Genomic DNA, 16,089 nt, shown 5'->3' on the forward strand with positions numbered 1-16,089 from the left:
GCATATGACTTCGCTTCCCACTCCTCCGGCGCTGAAGCCGATCCACGTCGGCCCGGTGACGATCGACTGCCCTGTGATCCTGGCGCCGATGACCGGCGTCACCGACATGCCGTTCCGCACGCTCGTCCGGCGCTACGGCTCCGGCCTCAACGTCACCGAGATGATCGCGAGTCAGGCGGCGATCCGCGAAACGCGCCAGTCGGTTCAGAAGGCCGCCTGGGACCCGACCGAAGAGCCGGTCTCGATGCAGCTCGTCGGATGCGATCCGGAATCGATGGGAGAAGCGGCCAAGCTCAACCAAGACCGCGGCGCGGAGATCATCGACATCAACTTCGGCTGTCCGGTGCGCAAGGTCACCAACGGCATGGCAGGCTCTGCGTTGATGCGCGAGGTGCCGCTGGCGACGAGGCTGATGGAGGCGACCGTCAAGGCCGTCTCGGTGCCGGTCACGGTCAAGATGCGCATGGGCTGGGATCATGACAGCCTCAACGCGCCCGAACTCGCACGGATCGCCGAGGACCTCGGCGTGAAGATGGTCACCGTCCATGGCCGCACTCGCAATCAGATGTACAAGGGAAGCGCCGACTGGTCTTTCATCCGCAAGGTGAAGGAGGCCGTGTCCATTCCGGTGATCGTCAACGGCGATATCTGCGGGGTCGACGACGCTGCGCAGGCGCTCGAACAGTCCGGGGCCGACGGGGTGATGATCGGCCGTGGCGCTTACGGCAAGCCGTGGCTGCTCGGCCAGGTCATGCACTGGTGGCGCACGGGACAGAGCCTGGCGAGCCCCAGCTTCGATGAGCAGTACGACGTGCTCGTCGAGCACTATCGCGGTATGCTGGAGCTCTACGGCCGCGATGTCGGGGCCAAAGTCGCGCGCAAGCATCTGGGCTGGTACACCAAGGGGATGCATGGCTCCGCCGAGTTCCGCAACCACGTGAACTTCATCGACGATCCCGATCAGGTGCTCGGCGAGCTGGAACGGTTCTACAAACCGTTCATGCGCCGCCGCGCTGCGTGACGATGGAAGACGCGCCGCCCGGCCCGGGGGCGCAGATCGCCGGGCTGATCTTCGCCGTTCTGTTGCTCGATCCCGACCTTGCGGTGCGAGAAGCCAACCCGGCGGCGGAAGACCTGCTTCACCGCAGCGCCAAGCGGCTTGTCGGTGCCAGGTTGCTGGATGTCGTCGAACTCGACGATGCGCGGGTGGCGACGCGCCTCAGGGAAGCCGATGCGCGGCTAACCGTACGCGGCATGGCGCTGCGCTGCGGCGCGCGGGCGACACAGGTCAATCTGACCGTCTCCCCCCTTGCATCGCATCCGGGGTGGCGCGTGATGACCATCTCCGAAGTGGGGCAGGGCGAGATGGCGGAGGACCTCGTTCAGGAGACCACGCTTCGCGCGCCGGCGATCCTCGCGCACGAGATCAAGAATCCGCTCGCCGCGATCCGCGGTGCAGGACAGCTCGTCGCGCGCAAGCTGGACGAGAAGGACCGGCCGCTCGCGGCCATGATCTCGGATGAAGTCGACCGCATCGCGCGCCTGGTCGATCGCATGCAGCGCCTCGGCAGCGAGCGCGCGGACCCCGTGGCGCCGGTCAATCTCCACGCCGCGGTGCGCAGCGCGATCGCTACGGTCCGTGCCGCGGACGACAGCGGAGTGGAACTGATCGAGGAGTTCGACCCGTCCTTGCCGCCGGTGCTTGCGAGTCGGGACGCGCTGGAACAGGTGCTGATCAACCTGATCTCGAATGCGCGTGACGCCAGCGCCAACGCCGAGGCGCCGCGGGTCGTCATCCGTACGCGCTTTGCCAGCGGGCTCGTCTCGAACCTCAAGCTGGGGCGCACCGTGCGCCTGCCGATCGAGATCACCGTCAGCGACAACGGGCCCGGCATCGAACCTGCGCTGCGCGACCACGTGTTCGAACCGTTCGTCACATCCAAGGCAAGCGGCCAGGGCCTCGGTCTCGCACTGGTGCGCAAGCTGGTCCGCGACATGGACGGGCGGATCGGGCATCAGCGCGATGAGCGCATGGGCCTGACGCATTTTCGCATCCATCTGCCGCTGGCTAAGGATGAGAGGGAACAGGTATGAGCGGCAAGATCCTACTGGTCGAGGACGACACTTCGATCGCGACCGTCATCCGCTCCGCACTGGAGGATGAAGGGTTCGCGGTCGACCGCTGCGACAGCATCGCTGCGCGCGACAAGTTGCTCGCGTCTGGCAAGTACGACGTGATGCTGACCGACGTCGTGCTCGCCGACGGCGATGGCATTGCGACGATTGGCAGCGTCCGTGCGGCTTGTCCCACCATGCCGCTGATCGTGCTGTCGGCGCAGAATACGCTCGATACGGCGGTGCGCGCGAGCGACACCGGCGCGTTCGAGTACTTCCCGAAGCCGTTCGATCTCGAGGATCTGGTGCGCGCGGTCGTGCAGGCAGCGGGTTCGGGTGCGCGGCGGGGCGAGGAAGCGGAGGCGGGCGACGGGCTGCCGCTCGTTGGCCGCAGTCAGGCGATGCAGGCGGTCTACCGCATGATCACACGCGTCCTGCGCAACGATCTGACCGTCCTGATCCTCGGCGAATCCGGGACCGGCAAGGAACTCGTGGCAGAGGCGATTCACGAGCTCGGACATCGCAAGTCGGGGCCATTCGTCGCGGTCAACGCCGCTGCGATCCCCTCGGACCTGATCGAAAGCGAGCTCTTCGGACACGAGAAGGGCGCCTTCACCGGCGCCATCGCGCAGGCGATCGGCAAGTTCGAACAGGCCAATGGGGGCACGCTGTTCCTCGACGAGATCGGCGACATGCCCATGGAGGCGCAGACCCGGCTGCTTCGCGCGCTGCAGTCCGGGCGCATCCGGCGCGTCGGCGGGCGTCAGGAAATCGGGGTGGACGTGCGTATCGTCGCCGCGACGAACCGCGATCTCAAGCCGATGATCGCCAGCGGCAGGTTTCGCGAGGATTTGTTCTACCGCCTCAATGTCGTGCCGATCCAGCTGCCGCCGCTGCGCGACCGTACGGAGGACATCGAGGCGCTGGCCAAGCATTTCCTCGGCCATGCCGCACGAGAGGGCCTGCCCGAACGCCGGATCGACCGAGCAGCCATCGCGCTGCTCGAACAGCAGCCCTGGCGCGGCAACGTCCGCGAGCTGCGGAACGCGGTCTATCGCCTGGCGCTGATGGCACGCGACGACGTGATCGACGCTCAGACGATCACGTCGGTGCTCGGTGAAGACTCGGCGCATCCGACTCGACCCGATGATGATGACGGCCTTCGCAGCGCGCTCGAGGGCTGGATCGTCGGCACCGCGCCGGCACCGGGCACCGTCTACCATCGCGCGCTCGCGGCATTCGAGCGGCCGCTGTTCGAACACGCGCTGGCGCAGACCGGCGGCAATCAGTTGCGGGCGGCGAAACTTCTGGGCATCAACCGGAATACGCTGCGCAAGAAGCTCGGGGATCTCGAGATCCAGGCGGAGAGCTTCGTTCGGGCGGACTGACGTTTCGTCCACACCAACTTTCGCTTGAGCGAAATTGAGCTTGCAAAATTGCAACAGCGGCGTTGTAAGCTTGCAACTGTGGCAGCACCGACACTCCCGTTGACCAGGCGAGCGCCGCGCTTGTGGCGCCGGGTCGTGGTCGCTTCGCGCCGGTCGAATTTCTTCCTCCTGCTCGAGATCGCCGCCGGGCTTGCCCTTGCGGCAATGGTGCTGACGACCTGGGTGACATTCGAAAGCGCGCCGCCGGACGGCCAGCTCGTCCCGGCGGGACAGGTGGCGAGCTTGCTGATCGGCACGCTGCTGCCGGCGATGGCGCTGGTCGTCCTCTTCGGCCGTCGGCTCGCCTTGCGCCGCGCTGCGGGCAGCACCGCCCGGCTTCACGTGCGGCTCGTGTTCTTCTTCTCGTTGATCGCGGCCATCCCGACCTTGCTGGTGGCTGCATTCGCCGCGGTGCTTTTCCAATCGGGCGTGGACTTCTGGTTCTCGGACGATTCACGCGGATTGATGCGCAACGCGAACGAACTCGCGCAGGGATATTACGAGCAGAACCAACTCGAAGTGGCCAATCAGACCATAGCGATGGCGGCCGACCTGCGCTTCTATCTCCAGCGCGGCTCACTCACCGACGGCGGCTTCGAGGACTATTACCGCTATCAGGCCGAGGGGCGGGGGATCAACGAATCGGCCATTCTCCAGCGCGTGGCAGACGGGAGTCTGCGCACCGCGGCGATGCTGGGTCTGGTCAGCGACAACGATCCCACCGAGCTCGATCCTGCGATATTCGACCGCGTGGCAGGCGACGAGCAAGTCGTCGTGCAAGGGAGCTCCGAGCGCATCGAGGGGGTCGCGGCGATCGATGAGGAAAGCGGGATATTCCTCTACAACGCGCGCAATTCCCAAGCTTTTGCCTTCGACTTATGGGACCGCGCCAACGCCATCTCCACCAATTACGACCTGCTCACGCAGCGCGCCCGCGCGCTGCAGTTGCGCTTCAACCTCGCGCTGTTTTTCGTCTCGCTCGCGCTGCTGGCGCTCTCGGTGTGGTTCGCGTTGCGCTTCGCTGATCGGCAGGTCGAACCGCTCACCGATCTTGTCGGCGCCGCGCGTCAGGTCGGCGCCGGCAACTTCTCGCTGCGCGTGGAGGGGCGGACCGGGCCCGACGAGATCGGCCTACTGAATCGTGCGTTCAACCGGATGACGGCGCAGATCGAGAAGCAGACGGATGCCCTCGTCAGCGCCAACCGCCAGCTGGAAAATCGCCGCGCCTTTATGGAAACCGTGCTCGAATCCGTCACGGCGGGGGTGATCTCGGTGGATCAGGATGGGCAGGTCCTGCTGATGAACGGGTCGGCGCAGGAGTTGCTGATCGAGGAAGCATCGCCGCCGCCTCTCGGCCTCACGCTCGAGCAGCTCAGCCCGCCGATTTCGACGCTCGTTCGCGGGGGCGTGGATCGGGGGATCGTGAACCAGACCGTGGGGGGAGACCTGCTGACGCTGGCGGTCAAGGTCGCCGACTTCTCGGAAGGCAAGGTGATCACGTTCGAGGATATCACGCGCCAGTTGCTGGACCAGCGGCAGGCGGCCTGGTCCGACGTCGCGCGACGGATCGCGCATGAGATCAAGAATCCGCTCACACCGATCCAGCTCGCTACCGAGCGGCTCAAGCGCCGCTATCGCAAGCAGATCGACAGCGACGGCGACCTGTTCGACGAGCTGACCAGCACGATCGTGCGCCAGGTGGGCGCCCTGCGGAAGATGGTCGACGAGTTCTCGTCCTTCGCGCGCCTGCCCAAGCCTGTGTTCCGCAAGGAGGACGCACTCGATCTCGTCCGCCAGGCACTGTTCCTGCAGGAAGTCGCTCATCCGGAGATCGATTTCCGCTTCAGTTACGAGGGTGAGGGCGCGGTCCCGCTCGCGTGCGATCGTCACCAGGTCGGCCAGGCGCTCACCAACGTACTCAAGAACGCCGTCGAGGCAGTCGACGCGCGCGCGCGCGATGCGGAGCCCGACTTCCGCGGGCAGATCGCGGTCGCGGTCATTCCGACCGAAGACGATGTGACTGTCACCGTCGAGGACAACGGCGTCGGTCTGCCGCAGGATCGCGATCGTATCGTGGAGCCCTACGTCACGACGCGCGAGAAGGGCACGGGCCTTGGCCTCGCGATCGTCAACAAGATCGTCGAGGAACACGGGGGGGAGATGATTTTCGCAACTGCCGAAGGGGGCGGCACTCGCGTGACCTTGCGGTTCACGCGCGAACCTGCGGCGCAGGGGAGCGAGGCCGCCGAATGATGCATGACAAGGAGTTCGCCCGATGGCCCTAGACATCCTCGTCGTCGACGATGAACGCGATATTCGCGAGCTCGTCTCCGGCGTCCTTTGCGACGAGGGCTACGAATGCCGGACGGCGGGCGACAGCAACGGGGCGCTCGCCGCAATCGACGAGCGCCGCCCGAGCCTGGTGCTGCTCGACGTATGGCTCCACGGCAGCCCGATGGACGGGCTCGAAGTACTCGACGAGATCAAGAAGCGTGAGCCCGAGCTGCCGGTGATCATCTTCTCCGGTCATGGCAACATCGACACGGCGGTCTCGGCCGTCGGCCGCGGGGCGATGGACTTCATCGAGAAGCCCTTCGAAGCCGAACGCCTGCTCCATCTCGTCGGCCGCGCGACCGAAACCGAGCGGCTGCGGCGGGAAAACACCCGTCTGCGGCAAGGCTTCTCGCAAGGGGAAGAGTTCACCGGCAATTCCCCCGCTATCAATCAGGTCCGCGCCACGCTGAAGCGGGTCGCCAACACCGGCAGCCGCGTGCTCATCAGCGGCCCGGCAGGGGCGGGGAAGGAAGTGGCCGCGCGGCTCCTGCATAGCTGGAGCGGGCGGGCCGATTCCGCGTTCGTCATCGTCAATTCGGCGCGGATTACGCCGGAAAGGTTCGAGCAGGAGCTGTTCGGGGAAGAAGCCGACGGTCAGCTCGTTCGGCCCGGCCTGCTCGAACTCGCTGACGGCGGGACGCTCTATCTCGACGAAGTGGCGGACATGCCGCTTTCGACCCAGGCACGGATTCTCCGCGTGCTCACTGAACAATCCTTCGTTCGTGTGGGCGGGAACCGCCAGATTGGCGTCGACGTGCGGGTCGTCTCCTCGACCTCGCGCGATCTGACGGAGGAGATGGAAGACAAGCGCTTCCGGGAAGATCTCTTCTACCGCCTCAACGTGGTGCCCGTCGCAATTCCCTCGCTCGCCGAGCGCCGCGACGACATCCCCGCGCTCGCGCAGCACTTCTTCGCGCGCTACGCCGCCGAACAGGGCGTGCCGGCGCCGGACATCTCGGAGGAGGCGATGGCCGCGCTGCAGGCCTACGACTGGCCAGGCAACGTCCGCCAGTTGAGAAACGTGGTCGAGCGGACCGTGATCCTCTCCCCGCGCGAGAATCTGGAAGTGATCGAGGCCGAGATGCTTCCGAGCGAAGTCACCGGCGGCAAACTGGGCGGCGCGAACGGGCTTTCCACGCTCATGGGTGTTCCCCTGCGCGAGGCGCGCGAGACGTTCGAGCGCGAGTATCTGAGCATTCAGATCCGGCGTTTCTCGGGCAACATCTCGAAGACCGCGAGCTTCATCGGGATGGAGCGCTCGGCATTGCACCGCAAGCTCAAGCTCCTTGGCATGGGCGAGCGGCACGCAACCGACCGGAAGATCTGAGCAGTCTCGCGAATCCGGTCAGACGCAATAACGGTTTGCCCGCGGGCACCAAACGCGGCATAATCGGTTACCTATGCGGCGGCAGTCTTCGGGCTGCGGCCAGAATGCGGACCGCAAGGGCGGCCGCCAAGAAGAAGGAAGCATCCATGTCTACCGGAAAGACGCTTTCCGCGCGCCCCAAGCCCAAACCTGATCCGAAGCCTGCCGAAGAAGCGAAGCAGCAGACGCGTCAGGCGAATCTTCAGGACGCGTTTCTCAATATTCTGCGCAAGAACAAGACGCCCGTGACGATGTTCCTGGTGAAGGGCGTCAAGCTGCAGGGTATCGTCACCTGGTTCGACAACTTCTCGATCCTGCTGCGCCGCGACGGGCAGTCGCAGCTCGTCTACAAGCACGCGATCTCCACCATTATGCCGGCGCAGCCGATGGATGCCTCGCAGTTCGCGAGCCAGGATTCGAGCAAGAAGCAGCGCCTCCTGCAGGACGTGTTCCTTTCGCGCGTGCGCGATGCGGAAGCGCAGGTGACGATGTTCCTCGTCAACGGCGTCATGCTGCAAGGCGCGATCGCCGCCTATGATCTGTTCTGCATGCTGCTGGAGCGCGAAGGTTACGTGCAGCTTGCCTACAAGCACGCGATCTCGACGATCCAGCCTGCAACGCCGGTCGATCTGAGCGACGATTGGGAAGGCGAGGACGACTGAGCTTCGACGACAACCTTCTCGGTGAGGTGTCCCGCGGTGCGCGGGCCCTTGTCGTGTGCCCCGACATACGCGGGCAGCATCACGATCTCGATGCCGAGGCGCGCCTTGCCGAGGCAAGCGGGCTCGCGCTCGCGATCGGGATCGTGGTCGCCGAGGCCTTCGTCCTGCCCGTGCGCCAGGTGCGGCCTGGCACGCTCTTCGGGGCGGGGCAGGTCGAGAATATCGCGGTCGCCTGTGAGCAGAACGAGGCGGAACTGGTCGTCGTCGACGGCGCGCTGTCGCCGATCCAGCAGCGCAATCTGGAAGAAGCGCTGAAGCGCAAGGTGATCGACCGGACCGGTCTGATCCTCGAGATATTCGGCGAGCGTGCGGCGACTGCCGAAGGGCGCCTGCAGGTCGAACTCGCACACCTCGATTACCAGCAGAGTCGTCTCGTGCGCTCGTGGACGCACCTGGAGCGCCAGCGCGGCGGTTTCGGGTTCCTAGGGGGCCCGGGCGAGACGCAGATCGAGGCTGACCGGCGAATGATCCGGCAGCGCATGGGACGGCTGCGCAAGGAGCTTGAGCAGGTGCGCAAGACGCGCACATTGCATCGTGAAAGACGGGGCAGGGCGCCGTGGCCGGTAATTGCCCTGGTGGGCTATACGAACGCGGGAAAATCAACACTTTTCAACCGCCTCACAGGCGAAACTGTCATGGCGGAAGATCTTCTCTTCGCCACTCTCGATCCTACCATGCGCGCGATCCGCCTGCCGGGTGTGGAGAAAGCGATTCTGTCCGATACCGTCGGCTTCATCTCCGATCTGCCAACCCAGCTCGTCGCAGCTTTCCGCGCTACTCTGGAGGAAGTCACGGGTGCCGACGTGATCGTGCATGTGCGCGACATGGCCAACGCTTCGGCCGGTGCACAGAAGACGCAAGTCCTCCAAGTGCTCGCCGATCTCGGCATTATCGAAGGGGAGGGGGGCGAGAGCACCATCCCTATCGTGGAGGCCTGGAACAAGATCGATTTGCTGCCGGCCGAACCGCTGGCAGAGTTGCTCGCGGTCGCGGAAGGCGAGCCGGATATCGTCCCGATCTCCGCTGAAACGGGGGAGGGGCTGGAAGCGTTGCTCGCGCGCCTCGACGCGCTGCTCACCGCTGGCGCGAAAGTGCACGAGATCGTCCTGCCTGCGGGCGAGGGGCAGAAGATCGCCTGGCTCCACGCGCATGGGCAGGTGCTTGGCGACCGCGCCGAAGAAGGCGAGGACGGTCCCATCCATCGCCTCCAGGTGCGCCTGACGCCGAAGGAATTCGGGCGCTTTGCCAGCCTTCGCTAGCGCTCCGTTCGTTTGACCTGCTGCCAGAGCGCTTCCTGCTCGTCGAGCGGGAGATCGGGGAAGGCGCCGTCCGCCAGAGCTTCCATCGCCCGGAAGCGGCGCTCGAATTTGTCGTTGGCGCCGCGCAGGGCTTCTTCCGCCGGGATGCCATAGGCGCGTACGAGATTGACCGCCGCGAACAGCAAGTCGCCCGCCTCGGCGGCGCGGTCATCAGGGGCAGCCTCGGCGAGTTCGGCCATCTCCTCGACGACTTTGGCCCGGGGACCTTCCGGATCGGGCCAGTCGAAGCCGGCGCGCGCGGCTCGCTTCTGGAGCTTCTCGGCGCGCATGAGTGCCGGAAGCGCCGCCGCGACGCCATCGAGTGCGCTCTCCGCACCTTTGGCCGCCCGTTCCTGCGCCTTGAGCGCTTCCCAGCGTTCCTCGCGCATGCCGCCCGGCATGTCCGCGTCACCGAAGATGTGCGGATGGCGCGCCTCGAGCTTCTCCGCAATGGACCGCGCGACGTCGTCGAAATCGAAATGACCGGCTTCCTCGGCGATGCGGGCCTGGAATACGACCTGGAACAGCAGATCGCCGAGTTCTTCACGAATATCGCGCATGTCGCCGCGTGCAACTGCGTCGGCGACTTCGTAGGCTTCCTCGATCGTGTGCGGCACGATGGTTTCGAAGCGCTGTGCGCGGTCCCATTCGCAGCCGCGCTCTGGATCGCGGAGAGTGGCCATGATGCCGAGAAGGCGGGTCAGTTGCTTGGTCATACTGGAACGATAATATATATTATGTAAAGTAAAAGAGCGGTGAGGTCAGACGCCCCATCCGCCATCAGCGAGATCCGCCGATCAGCGAAAACAGGAATGCGACGCCCACGAAGATCGCGATCCACACGAGCGCCATGCGGGCGCTCTTCTTCCAGTCGAACCGGAACGATGCGTATGCTGCGACAGCCACCGCCAGCCATCCGATCAGCGAAACCATCTGGAGCGCATCGAAGTCGGTCACAGCACGACTTCCATGCCGTCGTAGCCCACCAGGACATCTTTCGGCACTTCGTCTGACAACGTCCGGTAATCCATGCTCTTGTCGAGATGGGTGAGCACGGTTCGCCGGGCCTTGCAGCGCTCCGCGAGATCGAGCGCCATGGCAAGATGCGCGTGTGTCGGATGCGGCTCGCGGCGCAGGCAATCGGTCACGAGCAGGTCGACATCGGAAAAGGTCTCGACCATTTCGTCACGAACTTCACTGAAATCAGTCGCGTAAGCCACGGATTTCCCGTCGATCTCGAAGCGAAAGCCGGTCGATTGCGCCGGACCGTGGGGCATCTGGCACCACTCGATCGAAAAGCCCGCGCACAGTCGCAGACGATCGAGCGCTTCGAGCGAGACGATTGTGGGATAGCCGTGCTGTCCGGCAAAGACGTAGTCGAACCGCCGCCGCAAACGATCGGCCGTCGTGGAAGCGGCATAACCGGGGATCGGTCCGCCGCGCCCGTAGCGGAGCACCCGCAGATCGTCGATGCCGTGGCAATGGTCGGCATGATCATGCGTCCAGAACACGGCATCGATCGCGTCGATCCCGTTTGTCAGGAGCTGTTGGCGCAGGTCGGTAGAGGTGTCGACCAGGATCCGCCGCCCCTCATCGCTCTCGAGGAGGATCGACACGCGCGTACGCCGGTTCCTGGGCTCATCTGGATCGCAATCGCCCCAGTCGTCACCGATCCGCGGAACGCCGGTGGACGTACCCGAGCCGAGCAGGATGCACTTCACGCGTTCGCCTTCGAAAAGAGGCGGTAGAAGTTGCGCGTGGTGGTCTCGGCAAGCTGTTCCAACGGTTCTCCGCGCAGATCCGCAATGAACTGGGCCGTGTTGCGCACGAACGCCGGCTCGCACTTCTTGCCGCGATGCGGCACGGGCGCGAGAAATGGACTGTCGGTCTCGACCAGCATCCGTTCGGCCGGCAATCCGGCTGCAATTTCCTGAAGTTCCGACGCGTTCTTGAAGGTCACTATGCCTGACAGGGAGATCGTGAGGCCCAGATCCAGAACCTTGCGCCCGAACTCGGCCGAAGCGGTAAAGCAGTGGATCAGCGCCGGGAAAGCGCCCTTCTCCATTTCCTCGGCAAGGATTGCGGCGGTATCGTCCTCCGCATCGCGCGTATGGATGATTACCGGCAGACCGGTTTCCCGCGCGACGCCGATGTGTGTGCGGAACAGCGCCTGCTGCACGCCGCGGTCCGACTTGTCGTAGTAGTAGTCGAGCCCGGTTTCCCCGATGCCGATCACACGCGGATTTTCGGTTGCGGCGAGCAGTTCCGCGGCGCCGAGGTCTTCATGTGCATCGGCTTCGTGCGGATGGATGCCGACGCTCGCCCAGACGTCGCTCTCGCGTTCCGCGGTGCCGACCACCCTGTCCCATTCGCTGCGGCGGGTCGAGATGTTGAGAAAGCCCCCTACCCCGGCCGCTCGGGCACGAGCGAGCACGTCGGGCTGGTTCTCCGCCAGTCCTTCGTATTCGAGGTGACAGTGGCTGTCGATCAGCATCAGGCCGTCTCGCTCTCCGGCAACTCGAGACGCGGAAACACGCCGACCGGTTTGTCGAGAGCGAACCCGCCATCAACGAGCGCTTCGAACCAGGTGTCGTTCCCGATCGCGGCGTAGTCGCGTGCGTCCCGGGCGACGCCCATCTGGTCGAGCAAGGCGTCGGCCGCGCCGGGCACGACCGGCCGCACCGCGATCGCCAGATCGTGCACGCAGCGGAAGAGCGTCATCAGCACTGCCACCATCCGCGCGGGATCGGTCTTGCGCAGCGTCCAGGGCGCCTGCTCGTCGACATACTGGTTGCAGGCGAACACCGCCCGCATCCAGGCCTCCAGACCAACCGAGAAGTTGAGCCGTTCGAACTCACGCGGCAGATCCCCGGCGCAGGCGGTGCGCACGGCCGCTAACAGCGACAGGTCCGCCGCGTCCGGCTCGCACGTGGCAAGTTTTCCATCCATGTTCTTGTGAATCATGGATAACGTCCGCTGCGCAAGATTGCCGAAGCTGTTCGCGAGCTCCGCATTGGCGCGGGTCACGATCGCTTCGGGCGAGTAGCTGCCGTCCTGCCCGAAGGCGATCTCGCGCAGGAAGAAATAGCGCAGCGGATCGACCCCGAAGCGTTCCGCCAGTTCGAGCGGATCGGTCACGTTGCCGACCGATTTGGATTCCTTCTGGCCGCGGTTGAGCAGGAAGCCGTGACCGAACACCTTCTTCGGCAGCGGCAGGCCTGCGCTCATCAGGAAAGCAGGCCAGTAGACCGTATGGAAGCGGACGATGTCCTTGCCGATCAGGTGCAGATCGGCCGGCCAGAACTTGCGCCAGAGTTCGGTGTCGTCGGGATAGCCGAGACCGGTGATGTAGTTGGTCAGAGCGTCGACCCAGACATACATAACGTGCCCGTCGCTGCCCGGAACCGGCACGCCCCAGTCGAAGCTCGTCCGGCTGACGGACAAGTCCTTCAGGCCGCCGGAAACGAAGGCGATCATCTCGTTACGGCGGCTCTCCGGTTCGACGAACCCCGGCGTGCGCAGGAGCTCCAGCAGCGGCTCCTGATACCTGGACAGGCGGAAGAACCAGCTTTCCTCGACGGTCCATTCGACCGGCGTGCCCTGCGGCGAAAGCTTGTCTCCGCCCTCGCCTTCGACCAGTTCCTTTTCGTCGTAGTAGGCCTCGTCGCGAACCGAGTACCAGCCTTCGTATCGGTCGAGGTAAAGGTCGCCATTCGCCTCCATTGCCCGCCAGATGGCCTGGCTGGCGCGGTGGTGGTCCTCCTCCACGGTGCGTATGAAGCGGTCATACGAGACGTTAAGGGCGTCGGCCATCACCTTGAAGTAGCCCGCCATTTCGTCGGCCAGTTCGCGCGCGGTCCTGCCCTGTTCGGCTGCCTTGCGCGCCATCTTGAGGCCGTGCTCGTCGGTGCCGGTCTGGAAGCGCACTTCGCGCCCCATGGCTCGCTGGAAGCGGGCGACGACGTCAGCCGCGACCGCCTCGTACGCGTGGCCGATGTGCGGCCGGCCGTTCGGATAGTTGATTGCGGTGGTGATATAGAAAGGGTCAGGCATCGGCGCGCTCGCTAGCGGGCGCGGCGGAGGCGAGCAAGGTGCCGATCTCCATTACCAGCAGGCCCGGATCGAAATTGTAGGTCGGCGCTTCTCCCGCGAGGCGGACGAGCGCGGCATGGGCGTCCACGAGATTCGACCATTCGCGCCGGCCCTCCCCCGTCATCTGGCCGGCGAGCACCGAGCGGGCGAGATCGAGGATCGCGGTCATCCGCTCGCGGTCCGGACGCGCACCGATCGCCTCCGCCAGTTGCCCGCGCAGTTCGAAGCTCTGGTCGCCTTGGCGGACGATCTCCGTCATCAACCTGTCGAGCGGCGCAAGATCGCGTTCCACGAACTCGAGCGCCGCGCCGGGGGAGCCGCTCGCGGCGCGCACGGCCGCCTCGCGCGTTCGCGCATCCGCATCGGGCGTTTCGGCGGCAAGCCAGGCGGTCAGTTCCGCCTCGCCGAGCGAAGGGAACCGCAGCACGCGGCAGCGCGAGCGGATCGTCGGCAGGAGCTTCGCAGGCCGGTGCGCGACAAGCAGGAAGAAGGTGCCCGCGGGAGGCTCCTCGAGGCTCTTGAGCAGCGCGTTCGACGCGCTCTTCTCGAGGTCGTCCGCCGGGTCGATGATGACGGCGCGCCTTGAGCCCAGCGTCGGCCGGGTGGTCAGTCGTTGCTGCATCGCGCGAATCTGCGCGACGGCGATGTTGCGTTTGACCTCGTAGGGCCTGCCTTCCTCGCGCTTGCGTTCCTCCTTCTCGTCCTTCGGCAAATGGGTGAGAACGTGGACGTCCGGGTGAGGGCCCTGCGGCTGAGGAACACCCGGCTCGGCGCACAGCTCGCGCGCGGCCGCCTCTGCGAAGCGCATCTTGCCGAGCCCGCGCCGGCCCGCGAGGAGCCATGCGTGGTGCATGCGCTCCCCTTGCAGGGCGTCGCGCCATTGCCGCCAGGGTTCGTCGTGCCCAAGCATCGTCATCACGCCGCCTCCCGCAGAAGCGGCTCGATCACCTCGAGAACGCGGGCGTGAACCTGCTCGGGCGTTCCTGTTCCGTCGACGACGGCGAAAGCCGAGGGGGCGGCGGCCGCGAAACCTCGGAAGGCCTCCGCCACTTGCGCGTGATAGCCGGCGTCGCGGCCGCCGATCGCATCGGACCGCCCCGCATCGCGTGCGGCGAGCCGCTCGGCCGCGATGTCGGGGGCGACGTCGATCAAGACGGCAAGGTCCGGCCGCAGCCCGCCACTGCCGATGTCGTGCAGCACACGCACGGCATCGTCGCCCAGTCCGCCGGCGCTACCCTGATAGGCCCTGCTCGAATCAACGAAACGGTCGCACACGACCCATTGGCCGTTTTCGAGAGCCGGGCGAATGCGGCGCGCCACGTGATCCGCGCGCGCTGCCGCAAACAGCAGCGCCTCGGCAGGGGCGCCCCACCCCTCCCCCGGCGGTTGCAGCAGGAGCCCGCGAATGGCTTCGGCGCCCGGCGTGCCGCCCGGCTCGCGGGTCAGTTCGACGCCAATGCCGCGCGCGGCGAGCGCTTCGGCGAGCATCTTCGCCTGGGTGGACTTGCCCGTCCCCTCGCCCCCTTCGAACGCGATGAAGCGGCCGCGGGTCATCGAAACACGCCCACCACACCGTTCACCAGCCGTTGCCAGGCGTTCGCCTGCGGGACGGCCTCGCCCGTCAGCAGCGGCACCCGCGAGGGCGGTGCGCCTTCGATCGCGATTTCGAGGTCGGCAACGTGCGCGCCTTCTTCCAGCGGCGCTTCGAGCGGACCGTCGTAGCGGATCGTCAGGCTCGGCGTGACCCTGGCTCCGTCCGGAAACGTCGCGTGGATCGGCCCTGCCGCGACCAGCGGCACCGTGCTGCGCGCGCCCTCCTGCACCTGCGCTTCACCCACGTAACCGCCGCGCGCATAGAGCTTGCGCGTATCGAACGCCTCGAAGCCCCATTCCATCATCGCGATCGAAGCCTCGTTGCGGTCGCGCGGGGTGGGCGCGGTTGCCGCGACCATGACCAGCCGCCGGCCGTCGCGTTCTGCGCTGCCGAGGAAGCCGTAGCCGGCCTGGTTGGTGAAGCCGGTCTTGATCCCGTCGGCGCCCTCGACCCGGCCGGTGATAGGGTCGTGGTTCGCCTGAGCGATCCCACGGTAGGTCATACCCTCGCGCCCGAAATAGAATCGATAGAGGTCAGGGTGCCGGACGATCATCTCGCGGGCGAGGATGGCCAGGTCGGTGGCGGTCGTGAACGTCCGCCCTTCGTCCATCCAGCCGTTGGGCGTGCCGAAGTGGCTGTCGGTCATCCCGATTTCCCGCGCCTTGGCGTTCATCATCGCGACCCAGTTGTCGACCGAACCTGCCGCGCCTTCCGCCAGCACCACCGCTGCGTCGTTGGCGGAAACGCTCGTGATCCCCAGCAAGAGCGTCTCGACCGTGACCGGCGCGCTCCTGTCCAGGAACATGCGCGATCCCTTACCGTGCCACTCGCGGTAGGCGTTTTCGCTCATCATGTACGACTGGCCGGGCGACAGTTCGCCATCGTCCATCAGCTCGAAGGCGAGGAACGCGGTCATCACCTTGGTGATGGAGGCGGGCATGAAGCGCCGGTCGGCCTCGCGCGAAAACAGCACCTGCCCGGAGGAGAGGTCGGCGAGCAGCGCGATCGGCGCGCCGGGGAACGGCTGCACCGCACCGGGCTCGGGATCGGCGCTTCCGGCCGCACTGGCAAGCGCCAGCGCGGGAAGCACGGCGAAATATCGAAGAAGACCGGTCAATTGCGCTCCCGCCGCCGGCGGGGA

General features: G+C 65.9%; 15 protein-coding genes. 7 read left to right on the forward strand and 8 right to left on the reverse strand.

Features of this window, described 5'->3' with window-relative positions; genetic code table 11:
• Nucleotides 1-4: 4 nt before the first annotated feature.
• The 7 genes from dusB (at nucleotide 5) to hflX (ending at nucleotide 9,223) form a co-directional block, all read left to right on the forward strand.
• On the forward strand, nucleotides 5-1,021 hold the full coding sequence (gene dusB / locus JNO53_RS01160) for a tRNA dihydrouridine synthase DusB (RefSeq protein ID WP_203106982.1): 1,017 nt from the start codon (nucleotides 5-7) through the stop codon (nucleotides 1,019-1,021).
• Nucleotides 1,022-1,023: 2 nt separating this feature from the next.
• A complete protein-coding gene (locus tag JNO53_RS01165; protein WP_203107810.1) occupies nucleotides 1,024-2,094 on the forward strand; it encodes a two-component system sensor histidine kinase NtrB in 1,071 nt (356 codons plus the stop codon).
• Nucleotides 2,091-3,503: a nitrogen regulation protein NR(I) gene (gene ntrC, locus JNO53_RS01170; protein WP_203106984.1), complete on the forward strand. Its 1,413-nt coding sequence runs from the start codon at nucleotides 2,091-2,093 to the stop codon at nucleotides 3,501-3,503. Before JNO53_RS01165 ends, ntrC begins: the two co-directional genes overlap by 4 nt.
• 135 nt (nucleotides 3,504-3,638) lie before the next feature.
• Entirely contained in the window at nucleotides 3,639-5,795 is a 2,157-nt protein-coding gene (locus JNO53_RS01175; protein WP_338015269.1) for a sensor histidine kinase, read from the forward strand.
• Nucleotides 5,796-5,817: 22 nt separating this feature from the next.
• A complete protein-coding gene (gene ntrX / locus JNO53_RS01180; protein WP_203106987.1) occupies nucleotides 5,818-7,203 on the forward strand; it encodes a nitrogen assimilation response regulator NtrX in 1,386 nt (461 codons plus the stop codon).
• A gap of 146 nt (nucleotides 7,204-7,349) precedes the next feature.
• Entirely contained in the window at nucleotides 7,350-7,904 is a 555-nt protein-coding gene (gene hfq / locus JNO53_RS01185) for an RNA chaperone Hfq (protein ID WP_203106989.1), read from the forward strand.
• Nucleotides 7,905-7,957: 53 nt separating this feature from the next.
• Nucleotides 7,958-9,223, forward strand: coding sequence for a GTPase HflX (gene hflX, locus JNO53_RS01190; protein WP_338015270.1), 1,266 nt, complete (start codon nucleotides 7,958-7,960; stop codon nucleotides 9,221-9,223).
• On the opposite strand, the gene mazG is transcribed toward hflX, so the two are convergent.
• The 8 genes from mazG to JNO53_RS01230 form a co-directional block, all read right to left on the reverse strand.
• Entirely contained in the window at nucleotides 9,220-9,978 is a 759-nt protein-coding gene (gene mazG, locus JNO53_RS01195) for a nucleoside triphosphate pyrophosphohydrolase (protein ID WP_203106990.1), read from the reverse strand. The two genes, hflX and mazG, sit on opposite strands and share 4 nt — an antisense overlap.
• Before the next feature lie 64 nt (nucleotides 9,979-10,042).
• Nucleotides 10,043-10,219 carry a hypothetical protein gene (locus tag JNO53_RS01200; RefSeq protein ID WP_203106991.1) on the reverse strand — a complete coding sequence of 59 codons (177 nt, stop codon included), beginning with the start codon at nucleotides 10,217-10,219 and terminating at the stop codon, nucleotides 10,043-10,045.
• Nucleotides 10,216-10,983 (reverse strand): MBL fold metallo-hydrolase, encoded by a 768-nt coding sequence (locus JNO53_RS01205; RefSeq protein ID WP_203106992.1) that lies wholly within the window; start codon nucleotides 10,981-10,983, stop codon nucleotides 10,216-10,218. The genes JNO53_RS01200 and JNO53_RS01205 overlap by 4 nt, the downstream gene beginning before the upstream one ends.
• Nucleotides 10,980-11,756 carry a TatD family hydrolase gene (locus JNO53_RS01210; RefSeq protein WP_203106993.1) on the reverse strand — a complete coding sequence of 259 codons (777 nt, stop codon included), beginning with the start codon at nucleotides 11,754-11,756 and terminating at the stop codon, nucleotides 10,980-10,982. The genes JNO53_RS01205 and JNO53_RS01210 overlap by 4 nt, the downstream gene beginning before the upstream one ends.
• On the reverse strand, nucleotides 11,756-13,315 hold the full coding sequence (metG, locus tag JNO53_RS01215) for a methionine--tRNA ligase (protein ID WP_203106994.1): 1,560 nt from the start codon (nucleotides 13,313-13,315) through the stop codon (nucleotides 11,756-11,758). The genes JNO53_RS01210 and metG overlap by 1 nt, the downstream gene beginning before the upstream one ends.
• A complete protein-coding gene (locus JNO53_RS01220) occupies nucleotides 13,308-14,270 on the reverse strand; it encodes a DNA polymerase III subunit (protein WP_203106995.1) in 963 nt (320 codons plus the stop codon). Before JNO53_RS01220 ends, metG begins: the two co-directional genes overlap by 8 nt.
• Nucleotides 14,270-14,908, reverse strand: a complete 639-nt coding sequence (gene tmk / locus JNO53_RS01225; RefSeq protein WP_203106996.1) for a dTMP kinase — start codon at nucleotides 14,906-14,908, stop codon at nucleotides 14,270-14,272. Before tmk ends, JNO53_RS01220 begins: the two co-directional genes overlap by 1 nt.
• The gene (locus tag JNO53_RS01230) at nucleotides 14,905-16,065 is read right to left on the reverse strand and encodes a D-alanyl-D-alanine carboxypeptidase family protein (protein WP_238401530.1); all 1,161 of its coding nucleotides are present in this window, start codon (nucleotides 16,063-16,065) and stop codon (nucleotides 14,905-14,907) included. The genes tmk and JNO53_RS01230 overlap by 4 nt, the downstream gene beginning before the upstream one ends.
• Nucleotides 16,066-16,089: the final 24 nt, after the last annotated feature.

This window comes from Altererythrobacter sp. C41 (assembly GCF_016803135.1).
Taxonomy (GTDB): domain Bacteria; phylum Pseudomonadota; class Alphaproteobacteria; order Sphingomonadales; family Sphingomonadaceae; genus Pelagerythrobacter.

Bases quoted from the DNA above. Each gene is read 5' to 3' on its own strand.
- ntrC (WP_203106984.1), top strand. From the start codon at position 2,091: ATGAGCGGCAAGATCCTACTGGTCGAGGACGACACTTCGATCGCGACC.
- metG (WP_203106994.1), bottom strand. From the start codon at position 13,315: ATGCCTGACCCTTTCTATATCACCACCGCAATCAACTATCCGAACGGC.
- dusB (WP_203106982.1), top strand. From the start codon at position 5: ATGACTTCGCTTCCCACTCCTCCGGCGCTGAAGCCGATCCACGTCGGC.
- ntrX (WP_203106987.1), top strand. From the start codon at position 5,818: ATGGCCCTAGACATCCTCGTCGTCGACGATGAACGCGATATTCGCGAG.
- hfq (WP_203106989.1), top strand. From the start codon at position 7,350: ATGTCTACCGGAAAGACGCTTTCCGCGCGCCCCAAGCCCAAACCTGAT.
- tmk (WP_203106996.1), bottom strand. From the start codon at position 14,908: ATGACCCGCGGCCGCTTCATCGCGTTCGAAGGGGGCGAGGGGACGGGC.
- JNO53_RS01165 (WP_203107810.1), top strand. From the start codon at position 1,024: ATGGAAGACGCGCCGCCCGGCCCGGGGGCGCAGATCGCCGGGCTGATC.
- JNO53_RS01210 (WP_203106993.1), bottom strand. From the start codon at position 11,756: ATGCTGATCGACAGCCACTGTCACCTCGAATACGAAGGACTGGCGGAG.
- JNO53_RS01220 (WP_203106995.1), bottom strand. From the start codon at position 14,270: ATGACGATGCTTGGGCACGACGAACCCTGGCGGCAATGGCGCGACGCC.
- mazG (WP_203106990.1), bottom strand. From the start codon at position 9,978: ATGACCAAGCAACTGACCCGCCTTCTCGGCATCATGGCCACTCTCCGC.